General features: G+C 54.6%; 11 protein-coding genes, 1 tRNA gene, 1 rRNA gene and 1 pseudogene. 8 read left to right on the top strand and 6 right to left on the bottom strand.

Annotated features, from left to right (window positions below; genetic code table 11):
- Positions 1-9: 9 nt before the first annotated feature.
- Together gloB and mltD are read left to right on the top strand one after the other, a co-directional pair.
- A complete protein-coding gene (gene gloB / locus KGP26_RS05510; RefSeq protein ID WP_021805639.1) occupies positions 10-765 on the top strand; it encodes a hydroxyacylglutathione hydrolase in 756 nt (251 codons plus the stop codon).
- Positions 766-836: 71 nt separating this feature from the next.
- Positions 837-2210 (top strand): murein transglycosylase D, encoded by a 1374-nt coding sequence (mltD, locus tag KGP26_RS05505; RefSeq protein WP_115158538.1) that lies wholly within the window; start codon positions 837-839, stop codon positions 2208-2210.
- A 55-nt stretch (positions 2211-2265) separates the two neighbouring features.
- Here the strand turns inward: mltD and KGP26_RS05500 are convergent, their stop codons facing one another.
- The gene (locus KGP26_RS05500) at positions 2266-3039 is read right to left on the bottom strand and encodes an endonuclease/exonuclease/phosphatase family protein (RefSeq protein WP_021181971.1); all 774 of its coding nucleotides are present in this window, start codon (positions 3037-3039) and stop codon (positions 2266-2268) included.
- 250 nt (positions 3040-3289) lie between these two features.
- Positions 3290-4466 (bottom strand): annotated as a pseudogene (locus KGP26_RS05495) (MFS transporter).
- A 105-nt stretch (positions 4467-4571) separates the two neighbouring features.
- On the opposite strand from KGP26_RS05495, the gene yafC reads away from it, so the two are divergent.
- Positions 4572-5462: a DNA-binding transcriptional regulator YafC gene (gene yafC / locus KGP26_RS05490; protein WP_021805641.1), complete on the top strand. Its 891-nt coding sequence runs from the start codon at positions 4572-4574 to the stop codon at positions 5460-5462.
- On the opposite strand, the gene KGP26_RS05485 is transcribed toward yafC, so the two are convergent.
- Positions 5459-6331 (bottom strand): hypothetical protein, encoded by an 873-nt coding sequence (locus tag KGP26_RS05485; RefSeq protein ID WP_021805642.1) that lies wholly within the window; start codon positions 6329-6331, stop codon positions 5459-5461. The genes yafC and KGP26_RS05485 overlap by 4 nt on opposite strands.
- Before the next feature lie 178 nt (positions 6332-6509).
- On the opposite strand from KGP26_RS05485, the gene KGP26_RS05480 reads away from it, so the two are divergent.
- Genes KGP26_RS05480 through KGP26_RS05460 form a run of 5 tightly spaced genes read left to right on the top strand, consistent with a single transcriptional unit; the run spans position 6510 to position 10842 of the window.
- A complete protein-coding gene (locus tag KGP26_RS05480; protein ID WP_021805643.1) occupies positions 6510-7796 on the top strand; it encodes a PTS sugar transporter subunit IIC in 1287 nt (428 codons plus the stop codon).
- 1 nt (position 7797) lies between these two features.
- Positions 7798-8763: a N(4)-(beta-N-acetylglucosaminyl)-L-asparaginase gene (locus KGP26_RS05475; protein WP_223665125.1), complete on the top strand. Its 966-nt coding sequence runs from the start codon at positions 7798-7800 to the stop codon at positions 8761-8763.
- Positions 8756-10216: a M17 family metallopeptidase gene (locus tag KGP26_RS05470; RefSeq protein WP_223665124.1), complete on the top strand. Its 1461-nt coding sequence runs from the start codon at positions 8756-8758 to the stop codon at positions 10214-10216. The genes KGP26_RS05475 and KGP26_RS05470 overlap by 8 nt, the downstream gene beginning before the upstream one ends.
- Before the next feature lies 1 nt (position 10217).
- A complete protein-coding gene (locus KGP26_RS05465; RefSeq protein WP_021805646.1) occupies positions 10218-10529 on the top strand; it encodes a PTS sugar transporter subunit IIB in 312 nt (103 codons plus the stop codon).
- A 1-nt stretch (position 10530) separates the two neighbouring features.
- Complete coding sequence (locus KGP26_RS05460; protein ID WP_021805647.1) at positions 10531-10842, top strand: PTS lactose/cellobiose transporter subunit IIA; 312 nt, start codon at positions 10531-10533, stop codon at positions 10840-10842.
- Between the two features lie 46 nt (positions 10843-10888).
- Here the strand turns inward: KGP26_RS05460 and dkgB are convergent, their stop codons facing one another.
- The 3 genes from dkgB to rrf all read right to left on the bottom strand — a co-directional run bounded on the left by dkgB (position 10889) and on the right by rrf (position 12194).
- Positions 10889-11692 (bottom strand): 2,5-didehydrogluconate reductase DkgB, encoded by an 804-nt coding sequence (gene dkgB, locus KGP26_RS05455; RefSeq protein ID WP_218519826.1) that lies wholly within the window; start codon positions 11690-11692, stop codon positions 10889-10891.
- Positions 11693-11907: 215 nt separating this feature from the next.
- Positions 11908-11984 (bottom strand) — tRNA-Asp (locus KGP26_RS05450).
- Between the two features lie 94 nt (positions 11985-12078).
- A 5S ribosomal RNA gene (gene rrf / locus KGP26_RS05445) occupies positions 12079-12194 on the bottom strand.
- Between the last annotated feature and the right edge of the window lie 90 nt (positions 12195-12284).

Here is a 12284-nt window from a genome sequence, read left to right as displayed (position 1 = left end):
AGGTGTTCCATGAATCTTATCAGCATTCCCGCTTTTCAGGACAATTACATTTGGTTATTGGCTAACCAGCAAGGGCGCTGCGTGATCGTCGATCCCGGCGAAGCTGGCCCGGTATTGGCGGCGTTGTCCCAACGGCAACTCACCCCCGAGGCCATATTATTAACCCACCACCACCACGATCACGTCGGCGGCGTAGCGGAAATCGTTGCGCAATATCCGGATCTGCCGGTGTATGGCCCTCAGGAAACCGCTAATAAGGGAGCAAATCGGTTGGTTCAGGATGGCGATATCCTGGAAATTGGCGGGCGTAGCTACACCACCATCGCAGTTCCCGGGCATACCCTAGGTCACGTGGCATTCTACAGTGCACCTTATCTTTTCTGTGGGGATACGCTTTTTTCTGCGGGCTGCGGACGGCTTTTTGAAGGGACGGCAGAGCAAATGTACCACTCATTTCAACGGCTCGCGCAACTTCCCGACGAAACCCTAATTTGTTGCGCACACGAGTACACGCTCTCAAACCTTAAGTTTGCCAGGACAATTTTGCCGCAAGACCGCCAAATTGAAACATATCAGCAACAAATTGAGCAATCAAGGGCAAAAGGAGTGCCTAGCCTGCCCACAACGTTGCAATTAGAGCGTAAAATTAATCTATTTTTACGCTGCCATGACACTGATTTACAAAAGAAAATAGGCTTTAACTCACCACCGAGCCAGCTTCATTCGGTTTTTTCCGAATTACGCCTGCGCAAGGATGCCTTCTAAGCTTTTAGTTGTGTTTTTTGGCGAAGCAAAGTATCCTTGCTCGTCTTTTAAGCAACTATATTGACACACACATGAAGGCTAAAGCGATACTTCTCGCCTCGGTCTTGCTGGTAGGTTGCCAGTCATCCTGGAAGGATGCACCGGCCCCAAAGCAGCATGCACAGAGTCTGTCTTCGGCAGGTCAAGAAAGTGAAGCAGGAGAGTACACAGCGAGTTCGGCACGGTGGCTAGACAGTAACAGTAGCGCCGCTCAGCAGAACCTGTGGAACTTCATTAGCGACGAGCTGAAGATGGAGGTTCCGGAAAACGACCGGATCCGTGAACAGAAAAGAAAATATTTAAAAAGTAAGAGCTATCTCCACGATGTAACACTACGGGCAGAGCCGTACATGTACTGGATAGTCGGGCAGATTAAGAAACGCAATATGCCGATGGAACTGGTACTGCTACCCATAGTGGAGAGCGCTTTTGACCCTCACGCCACGTCAAGTGCCAATGCCGCAGGGCTATGGCAGATCGTGCCGCAAACGGGTCGCAATTATGGTTTGAAAAACAATCAGTGGTATGACGGGCGCCGTGATGTTGTGGCCTCGACGACCGCTGCGCTTAACATGATGGAGCGTTTGAACCGCATGTTTGACGGTGACTGGTTATTGACCATCGCCGCCTATAACAGTGGTGAAGGCCGAGTCATGCAAGCGGTTAAGGCGAATAAACGTCAGGGTAAGTCCACTGAGTTCTGGGCATTGTCGCTTCCGCGTGAAACGTCAATCTATGTCCCGAAAATGCTGGCACTGAGCGATATCATCAAGCACAGCAAAAAGTACGGCGTCAAGTTGCCAAAAACTGACGAAACCCGTGCACTGGCGCGTATTGATGTCGGGCAGCAGATCCAGCTGACTCAGGCGGCAGAGATGTCTGGGCTTTCTCTCACCAAGATGAAGGCTTATAACCCTGGCTACAAGAAAGGCGTTACGGCACCTAATGGGCCCCATTACATCATGGTTCCCAAAAAGAATGCCGCACAGTTGAAAGACTCGTTGGCCGACGGACAGATAGCTGCAACATTACCAACCACCCAGTTGGCAAAGAACAGCGGCCTGTCAGGCGGAAGTGCGTATAAGGTTCGTTCCGGCGATACGTTATCCACCATCGCCAAACGGCTGAACGTTAAGACCAGCGATTTGCAGAGTTGGAACAATTTGCGTGGCAAGAGCACGCTGAAAGTTGGGCAAACCCTGCAAGTGGCCAGCAATGCCAGAGATAACAGCAGCATCACCTACCAAGTGCGTAAAGGTGATTCGCTTTCCAGCATTGCACGTCGTCACGGCGTCGAAATTAACGACGTGATGCGTTGGAACTCAACGCTCGGCAAAGCCAGCAGTTTGCAACCTGGTGTGAAGTTGACGCTGTTTGTCAGCAACAAATCGTCGCCGGAAACCTAAGTTTTCGCTACAAAAAAAGCATCCATCGGGATGCTTTTTTATTGGCCAAATTTCGCTACCAGACCGGTTGATCGGTTTGCGAATGGAACTCCACCAGCAGCGGATTGTGGTCTGAGGCCTGAGTCACCAGCACCGAGGCCTCTGTAACGCCCAGGTTGCGGTAAAAGATAAAATCCAACGGGCGGCCAAAGGCTTTGCGGCGATGATCGTCGGCGAAATTGACCTCGTGCAACGCCATATCGCTGGCAAATTGATACAGCGCGTTGATGCGCTTGCGGCTCCAGGCGTTAAAATCTCCCGCCATAATCACCGGCCCCCGATGAAGGGCGATCTGCTCGCCAATCGGGCCAAGCTGCTTGCTGTAAACGTCCACTCCCAGGCTAAAGTTCACCGCGTGGATATTCACGACCATTAACAGTTGGCCATCTAATAGAGGGTAGACGGTGATCAACGCCGACTTGGCCAAACGCAGCAGCGGCTCCCGTTCGCGCAGCGGGCAACAATACACCGGATGTGCAGCCGCCAGCGTCATCACGCCGGAAGGGTGTTGCGGCAACACAAAGGCGGGCACCTGATCGGCCGCCAGATAGTTAGAGGTGGCAAAGCTGACCAATTCCGGCGTGGTCTGCGCCTCCTGCAATAGCACCAGCTGCGCATCTTTACCGAAGTCTTTCAATACCGAAAGCCAATCGGCACGCTGCTGTTTGAAAATATTCCATACCATCACCCGCAGCGCACCAGACGTAGGCAACGCGGCCCCGGGCGGTAGCGGCTGATTGATGGCACCAGGGAAAATCCGTTCAACTGGCTGGCCCGCAACATACCTCATTGCATAAGTTCGTTTCGGCACGTTATTCGCCTATTTCCCGTTCGGATGAAAATCACGTTGATAGCAACCTGGCTACCAAGACTCAATTCAGTATACGCCTGAGCGGCTCTGCCAACATGGCTTTTAGAGATCCAGTTATAGGGGCAAGGCGGGCCGATTTCAATCAATGCCGTGTATGTGTCTGTAAAGGTTCGCGCTGAATGCGCAAAGGCCCGCCAATGCGGGCCAAGAAGAAAGGTACAAGATGGGATCAGGCGAACTGCCGTGGGTGTTGTTTATCCAAGCGGCCACTGAGGCCAATCAGTAAAAACGCCCCCACGACAATCAGCGCACCGATCCAAGGCGTTTGTGCCAACCCTAGCGAAGCCACGGTCTGCCCGCCAATCACGGAGCCCAATGCTATCCCCACGTTAAAAGCCGCGATATTCAGGCCTGAAGCAACGTCCACCGCGTTCGGCGTGTACTGCTCGGCCTTCTGCACCACATAAACCTGCAAGCCTGGGACATTGCCAAAGGCAAATACCCCCATCACCACTACAGTCAGCAGCGCGGCGGTGCTGTGGCTGGCGGTAAATTGAAACACCAACAGCAAAGCGGCTAACGCGGCAAAGATAAAGCTCAGTGCCCGCACCGCGCCATGACGGTCGGCCAGCTTGCCGCCCCAAATGTTACCGATGGCTACCGCTATGCCATAGGCCAGCAAAATCCAACTGACGGCCGGAGCCGAAAAGCCAGCCAGCTCCTGCATCATCGGTGCCAGGAAGGTAAAGGTCGTGAATACCCCGCCGTAGCCCAGCGCGGTAACGGCGTAAATCAGCAGCAGGCGCGGGTGTGTCAGCACTTGCAACTGATCGCGTATGCTGGCACTGGCCTGGTTCTTGATGTTGTTCGGGATCAGGATCAGGCTGGCAATAATCGCCACTATGCCAATCAACGACACCGCCAGGAAGGTCTCACGCCAGCCGAAGTGCTGGCCGATAAAGGTGCCTAACGGCACGCCTGTCACTAACGCAACGGTCAAGCCACCAAACATGATGGCGATCGCCGTTGCCGCCTTCTCTTTGGCTACCAGGCTGGTGGCAATGGTTGAACCCACCGAGAAAAACACCCCGTGCGCCAGGCCAGTCAGTAAACGAGCAACCACCAGTGACTCATAGCTCGGTGACTGCCAGGCCAGCAGGTTGCCAAGGGTTGAACAGCACCATCAGGCCCACCAGCAGCATCTTGCGCGGCACGCGGCCGGTTAAAGCGGTCAGTACCGGCGCACCGATCGCCACCCCAATGGCATACAGGGTCACCAGCAGCCCTGCGGACGGCACGGTGACGTTCAACTGCTCGGCGATGGTCGGGATCAAGCCGACAATCACAAACTCCGTGGTGCCGATGGCATAGGCACTGATGGTCAAGGCAAGTAAAGCGAGAGGCATTGCTAACTCCAAAATAGCGTTCGGGTTGATAGCGGTGATTATCTGCCTGTGCTTAAATGATAAAAATGCTCAAAATTTCAAATAAATTTTGCTGATGGAGCAACAATGAAGGCAAATTCGGATGAACTGATCACCTTTGTCACCGTGGTGGAATGCGGTAGCTTCAGCCGTGCGGCGGAGCACTTGGAACAGGCGAACTCGGTGGTCAGCCGCACGGTAAAAAAGCTGGAGAGTAAGCTGGGGGTCACGCTGCTCAATCGCACCACCCGCCAGATAAGCCTGACGCAGGAGGGAGAAAACTATTTCCGCCAGGTGCAGAAAGTCCTGAGCGATATGGCCGCGGCGGAAAATGCGCTGATGGAGAGCCGCCAGCGGCCCCAGGGCCTGTTGCGCGTGGATGCCGCAACGCCGGTCGTGTTGCACGTGCTGACCCCGTTGGTTGGCGAGTTTCGTGCCCGCTACCCGGAAATGTCGCTCTCGCTGGTCTCTTCAGAAACCTTTATCAACCTGATTGAGCGCAAGGTCGACATTGCCATCCGCGTGGGGGAACTGACAGACTCAAGCTTGAAGGCGCGCAAACTGATGACCAGCTATCGAAAAATTGTGACGTCACCGGCCTATCTGCAGCAGTTCGGTACCCCGCAAAGCGTAGAGGAGCTGGCGCAACACTGCTGCATCGGCTTCAACGATCTGCCCAACCTGAACCGCTGGCCATTAGCCTGCGCCGATGGCCGGCAGGTGGAGATTACACCGGGGCTGACTACCAACAGCGGAGAAACACAGCGCCACCTTTGCCTGCATGGCAACGGCATCGCCTGTCTGTCGAACTTTATGATCGATGAGGATATTCAGCGTGGGGATTTAGTGCAGATCCTGGTTAAGGAGACGCTGCCGGTTGCCATACCTGTGAACGCGGTTTATTACAGCGACAGCGCCGTAAGCAACCGCCTGCGCAGCTTTATTGACTTTCTTAGCGAAAGCCTGACCCCCCACTAACCTGGCCGATGCTGCAACCAGAATGCGGTGGGCGTCAGGCCACCCAGCTTCTTCTGCGGCCAGTGTTGGTTATAGCTGGCACAGAGCGCCTGCAACACGTTATCCAGCGATGAGCTCTCCGCCGCTGGTAGCAACTGCGCCAGTTGGCTTTCGAGCCGCAGCACAATCTCCATTTGCGGTAACGCGGGTTGTTGCAACGTTATCCCCTGCTCCCGGCACCATAGCTGTAAGGGATGGGTTTGAGACTCGCTATTGCCGAACAGCTTTTTATTTTCAGTCTCAAGAGATTGTATATCACCTGGGCAGTGCGGTAACAGTTCCTTCAGCCAGTTGACCACCAGCATCGGCGAGGCTCCCGCAAAGGCTCGTGCACTCAGCCAGCCGCTGACCTTCTCTTCGGCCCACAAGAGGTGCTGCTCGCCGCCATCTTCGGCCGATAGGCTAATTCGTTGATAAAAAAGAGCGAGATTCCCCGGCCGTTCACCAGCCTTCACCGCCTTTTTACCTCGTAGCGCCCTATTTTCTGCCTCACCACGTTGGCCCACACCGCGCAGATAGCGATCCAATCCCGCACGGGAGATCGGCTGTTGCATGCCCTGAACCACCACCACCAGCAGCTCATCCAGCGGCAGCTGTAATTTTTGTCTCAGCCAGTTGATAAGCAAACTTTGCTCATCCGTCAGCGCCTTGCGAAGGGTCTTGGGCACCGTATGGCGATCGGCGACATCCTGGCGCTGCCGCCAACGGCGTACCGTCGCCACGGAAATGCCCAGCTCCTGCGCCAATACGCGGTCACTTTTATCCGATTGCTGGATATAACGCCGCACTCGTGGGGTGGTGGTCGCATTCGCATGCAGCTTGATTTCCATCGTGGACTCCACACTAGAATTGATGCTCTATCATAACCAATCTTGTGAGATATTTTATAAATTTACCTCACACTGTGAACTGATTCACCTTTCTTTAAAATCCATTCCCTGATAATCCCAGCTAATAAGTCGCCACCCTTACCTGTTTTCTCCAATAAGCATACCTACGGGGTTTACCATGAACAACGCTCTGGGATTTCTTGAAGCCAAGCTGATGCCTCTGGCGGCCAAGGCCGCACAGCAGCGGCATTTGTGTGCCATCCGCGGTGCCTATGTTTCCTTTATGCCGTTCATTATCGTCGGCTCGATCCTGCTGGTGATCTCGTCATTCCCCAATCAGGGTTACCAGCAGTTTATGGCAGGCCTGTTTGGCGCCAGCTGGAGCAATATCATCGAGATCCCGTTCAACGCGGTGTTCTCCACCATGTCGCTGTTTGTCAGTTTCCTTACCGCTTACCGCCTGGCGGAACATTATGACGAGGATCGCGTCTCCAGCGGTATTCTGTCGCTGGTGTGCTTCCTGATCCTCACGCCGTTTATCAAGGTAGAAGCCTTGGGCAATATCAATGTGATCCCAACCGAGTGGATCGGCAGCAAGGGGCTGTTTGTGGCGATGATCGGCTCACTGCTGTGGACCGAACTGTTCTGCTACCTCAAGCGCCGCAAGCTGATTATCAAAATGCCCGAAGGCGTACCACCGGCGGTACAGGAATCCTTCGCCGCTCTGCTGCCTGCGCTGTTCGTGATTATCCTGGTGCTGGCGATCCGTATTCTGTTCGAACACACCAGCTACCAAACCATTCATCAGTTTATTTATAACGTAGTCGCCACGCCGGTACGTCACTTTGGCACTTCCTATATCGGTGCGCTGCTGACGGTATTGAGTATCACCATCCTCTGGTCGGTGGGGATCAACTCCGGTTCGATGGTCAACGGCATCATTCGCCCGCTGTGGATGGAAAACCAGACCGACAACATCGCCGCTATCCAGGCCGGGGTCACGCCACCGCACATCGTTACCGAACAGTTCTTCGATATGATCTGGATGGGCGGCGCTGGTGCCACCCTGTCGCTGGTGATCGCCATTCTGTTCTTTGCCCGTAGCAACAGCATCCGCGAAGTAGGTCGCATGGGGGCTGCGGCTTCAATCTTCAACATTAATGAACCGATCCTGTTTGGCCTGCCGGTGATCATGAACCCTATCATGCTGATCCCCTTCAACCTGGTCCCGGTGGTGTTGGTTACCGTGCAATACGTGGCGATGAAGGTGGGGGCCGTCGCCGTCACCACCGGGGTATTTATCCCCTGGACGCTGCCGCCGGTGATCAGTGGCTTTATCGTGACCGGCCATTTGAGTGGCAGCCTGATGCAGATCGTTAACCTGCTGATCGGCGCCATGCTTTATCTGCCTTTCCTGCGCATTTTGGACAAACAATATCGCGCAGCCGAAACATCAGGAGTTTGATATGTGGGGAATGATTGCAACCTGGCGTATGGCACTGGAAGGCGTCACCCAGGCCAGTGAAACACTGAAAGCCGGAGCAAGCGCCGCACAAAGCGTGGTTAGCGCGGTGGCGGAAGTGGAGGACTTTCCGTTTTATAAATCTGTCGGTTTCGGCGGTCTGCCTACCGAAAATGGTGAGGTAGAACTGGATGCAGCCTTTATGGATGGCGATACGCTGGCCTTTGGTGCCGTTGGTAACCTGGTGGATATCGCCAACCCGGTGAAGGTTGCCCAGGCGCTGAGCCGCGAACGCTTCAACAGCGTCCTGGTGGGCGCTGGCGCACGTGAGTGGGCCCTTAGCCAAGGTTTTGCCGACAAGACCATGCTCACCGAGCGAGCAACCCAGCACTATCGTAAACGTTGCCGCGAAACCATCGATAAGGGCCTTAGCCCCTACGATGGTCACGATACCGTCGGCATTATCGGCCTCGATTTGCATGGCTCAATGAGCGTGGCCACATCTACCAGCGGCTTGTTTATGAAACGCCGTGGCCGCCTGGGTGATTCACCGGTGATTGGCTCCGGTTTCTACTGTGACAGCCAGATCGGTGCGGCAACCGCCACCGGCGTGGGTGAAGACCTGATGAAAGGCTGCACCAGCTATGAGATCGTGCGCCGTATGCAGCAAGGCATGACGCCACAACAGGCGGCCGATTCGGTCATCTTCGAGCTGGAAGACCGCCTGATTGCCCGCTTTGGCCGGGTGGGCGATCTCTCCGTAGTCTGCATGAATCGGCAGGGAGAATTCGGCATCTCTACCAATATCAAAACCTTCTCGTTTGTGGTCGCCAGCGCCATCCAGCCACCGACGGTGTACCTGGCAGAACGCCGTGCCGAGCATACCCACTACACTCCAGCCAGCGAGCAATGGCTAACCGACTATGCCGAGCGCATTCGCGCGCCGATTGAGGAGATCCATTTTGATTAATTATCGATTGCTGAGTGAAATCCCCGCGTGGGAAGTTAACAGCCATGTGATTAGCTATCCCGGCAGCTCACTGCAATTACCCTGCAATGCTGCCCTGTTACAGGAACTGCAGGCCACCGCCCAGCAGCAAACCGCCGACTGCGCCTATGGCTGTGCTCCGGCAGGCCGCGTCACGCTGTTGCCAAAAACGTTCTGGCTCGATGGGCAAACCAGCAAGCTGGTCGCCGCACTGCGTCCTCTACTACGCAGCGGTACTAGTACGCAGTTGATCGTCGACTGCACGGCGTTTGATCGCCGCAGCCTGCCGGCACTGAACCCTCTGCTGCACTTCCTGTTCAACCTGGATTACCAACTGAGCGATCTCGGTCTGAAAAAGGCAGACGCGTCACCCACACCGCGTATCCAGGAGTTGGTGTTCTATTGCCAGCCGGAGCAACGAGCCACTCTCGAGCAGCGGCTGTCTCAAGCGGCTGCCACCGCCATGGGGATGAAGGCAGCACGACGCATTGCCGACATGCCAAGCGATCGTTGTACCCCGGCATTTTTCGCCAGCGAGATCGCCCGCCAGATTGCCCCCTATCCCAGCCTGAGTTGCGAAGTGTTGGATGAACAGCAGATCGCTGAACAGGGTCTTGGCTTGCTACAGGCGGTTGGTAAAGGTGCCGATAATCCTCCGCGTCTGGTGGTGATACGTTACCAGGGGAGCGACACTGGCCCCTTCAGCGCCTACGTGGGCAAAGGTATCACCTTCGATACCGGCGGCCTGTGGCTAAAAGGTGGCGATGGCATGTACACCATGAAATATGACATGTGTGGCGCAGCTAACGTCTTTGGCCTGATGCTGGCCGTGGCAGAACTCAAGCTGCCGGTCCGTCTGGTAGGCGTACTGGCGCTGGCCGAAAATATGATTGGCCCGGCAGCGATGCGCCCAGGCGATGTCGCAACCAGCTACAGCGGCTTAACCGTGGAAATCAATAACACCGATGCCGAGGGGCGGCTGGTACTGGCCGATGGCATCGCCTACGCCAGCAGGTTGACCCATAATCAGCAGCCGCCAGAATACGTGATCGATCTGGCTACGCTCACCGGCGCGGTGGTCAAAGCCTTGGGTTACGATCTTAGCGGCCTGATGACCGAGGATGAAAACCTGCGTCACGATCTCACTCAGGCAGGCTTGCGTAGTGGAGATCCTCTGTGGTCGCTGCCTTTAGATGATCGCTTCAGCAAACAGGTCGAGAGCCATATTGCCGATCTGTGCAACACGCCGACCAACAATGCGGCTATCAGTACCTCTGCCGCCTACTTCCTAAGCCGTTTCAGCCCGGCGGATATTCCCTGGGCGCACCTTGATATCAGCGGTACCGCGCTGTGGCGCGAAAATGGCCGTAGCGTGGCCTCTGGCCGACCGATCCCACTTTTAATCCAGCATTTGCTGGAACGCCTGGAGAAATAACATGAAAAAGATCCTGTTAGTGTGTGACTTGGGTATGTCCACCAGTCTGCTGGTGAAAAAGATGCAGGAAGCAGCCATTGCGCGCGGTATTGACGCCGAGATCTGTGCCAAGTCGATCCGTGAATACAAAACGGCGGTAACCGAATTTGACGTCGCGCTGCTGGGGCCGCAGATCCGCTATAAGCTGGCCGAGTGCGAGAAGATTGCCCAAGAGCACCATAAAAAAGTCGCCTGCATCGATATGATGGCCTACGGCACCATGAAGGGTGACAAGGTATTGGATCAAGCCCTGGCACTGATTGAGGAGGCCTGAAATGGATTTGGAAAACGAGGTGATGGAACTGATTGCCAATGCGGGTTACGCCCGCAGTCTGGTGTTTCAAGCCATGCGCTGTGCGCGCGAAGATGAAGATTTCGTGCAGGCCGAACAGTATATGCAACAAGCGCAGGAGGCACTCTCTGGCGCTCATCACGTGCAGACCAAACTGATCGAAATGGACGAAGGCAGCGGTAAAATCCCGGTTCATCTGGTGATGGTCCATGCACAGGACCATTTGATGAACGCAATTATGTTGATGGAAATGGGCCGTGAGATTATCGCCCTACACCAAAAGATCGCTCGTTAAGACCAGCCAGGCCGTCTGTGGCGTCAAACCACAGACGGCCAATCTATCAATCCCAGTTTGGTGCCAGACCTTCCGGGCTTACCAGACGGCCATTGCATTCTAATGCAGCAATCTCAGCCATTTCATCATCAGACAGCGTCAGTTGCTGGGCCAACAGATTGCTCGCCAGGTTTTCACGCTTGGTCGAGGACGGGATCACCGCATAACCCAGTTGCATAGCCCAAGCCAGGATCACCTGAGCCGCCGTCACATCACGGCGCTTGGCGATATTGTTGATGACTTCATCCTGCAGCGCCTTGCCATAAGCCAACGTCATATAAGAGGTGATGCCAATGCCATGCTGTTGCGCAAATTCAACCACCTGACGGTTTTGCAGATACGGCGAGAGTTCGATTTGATTGGTGGCGATCGCATCAGCACCCACCGCATCAATAGCACGCTGCATCAGTTCAACGGTGAAGTTGGAAATACCAATCTGGCGCGTCAGTCCGAGTTCCTTAGCCTTCACCAACTCCGCCATCGACTCGGCAACCGAGATTTCATCGTTCGGTGACGGCCAATGGATCAGGGTCAGATCCACATAGGAGGTTTGCAGCTTTTTCAGGCTTTCTTGCAGACTTGGGATCAGTTGGTCTTTGCCCAGGTTGGCGATCCAGATTTTGGTGGTGATAAATAGCTCTTCACGTTTCACGCCACTGGCTGCGATAGCTTGGCCAACGGCCGCTTCGTTCTCATAGATTTGTGCGGTATCAATGGCACGGTAGCCCAGTTCCAGAGCGGTGCTCACGGAATCGATCACCACTTGATCTTGTAGACGGAAGGTACCTAAGCCAAATGCAGGGATGCTCATAATTGTGTTCTCTCGGTTTGTTTATCAAAACAGCTTGGGAGGATTATGGCAGCAGTTTTGTTGATCAAAAACGCCCTATTGTGCATAAGACTTTTGATTAATTGGCAACAATAATCAGAAATTGACGCTAATTGAGGCAGGAATAAACCATTGGGGTGTTCAATTTAAGCAAATGAAAAAGCCCTGAGTCAGAGACTCAGGGCTTATCAATTAAGTGGCGGAACGGACGGGGCTCGAACCCGCGACCCCCTGCGTGACAGGCAGGTATTCTAACCAACTGAACTACCGCTCCACCGATTCTTTTACGTCGCATCTTTTGATGCTGGCAAAACCACTTGGGTGATTTCGCGCATTATCAGGTGTCATACTGATAACGTTTATTTGATGCCTGGCAGTGTCCTACTCTCGCATGGGGAGACCCCACACTACCATCGGCGCTACGGCGTTTCACTTCTGAGTTCGGCATGGGGTCAGGTGGGACCACCGCGCTATTGCCGCCAGGCAAATTCTGTTTCATTCTTGGCCGTTACTTTCGTAACCACCAGAACCAATCTCGGAACTTCGCTGAAAATTGTCGTCTACTCTAAAACAC

This window comes from Serratia sp. JSRIV002, from assembly GCF_019968725.1.
GTDB lineage: Bacteria > Pseudomonadota > Gammaproteobacteria > Enterobacterales > Enterobacteriaceae > Chania > Chania fonticola_B.
This window is presented reverse-complemented; position numbering and strand designations above follow the sequence as displayed.

Excerpts from the sequence above, each read along its gene's own strand:
- KGP26_RS05465 (WP_021805646.1), top strand. The coding sequence starts at position 10,218 with ATGAAAAAGATCCTGTTAGTGTGTGACTTGGGTATGTCCACCAGTCTG.
- KGP26_RS05500 (WP_021181971.1), bottom strand. The coding sequence starts at position 3,039 with ATGAGGTATGTTGCGGGCCAGCCAGTTGAACGGATTTTCCCTGGTGCC.
- gloB (WP_021805639.1), top strand. The coding sequence starts at position 10 with ATGAATCTTATCAGCATTCCCGCTTTTCAGGACAATTACATTTGGTTA.
- yafC (WP_021805641.1), top strand. The coding sequence starts at position 4,572 with ATGAAGGCAAATTCGGATGAACTGATCACCTTTGTCACCGTGGTGGAA.
- KGP26_RS05475 (WP_223665125.1), top strand. The coding sequence starts at position 7,798 with ATGTGGGGAATGATTGCAACCTGGCGTATGGCACTGGAAGGCGTCACC.
- KGP26_RS05485 (WP_021805642.1), bottom strand. The coding sequence starts at position 6,331 with ATGGAAATCAAGCTGCATGCGAATGCGACCACCACCCCACGAGTGCGG.
- KGP26_RS05480 (WP_021805643.1), top strand. The coding sequence starts at position 6,510 with ATGAACAACGCTCTGGGATTTCTTGAAGCCAAGCTGATGCCTCTGGCG.
- mltD (WP_115158538.1), top strand. The coding sequence starts at position 837 with ATGAAGGCTAAAGCGATACTTCTCGCCTCGGTCTTGCTGGTAGGTTGC.
- KGP26_RS05460 (WP_021805647.1), top strand. The coding sequence starts at position 10,531 with ATGGATTTGGAAAACGAGGTGATGGAACTGATTGCCAATGCGGGTTAC.
- dkgB (WP_218519826.1), bottom strand. The coding sequence starts at position 11,692 with ATGAGCATCCCTGCATTTGGCTTAGGTACCTTCCGTCTACAAGATCAA.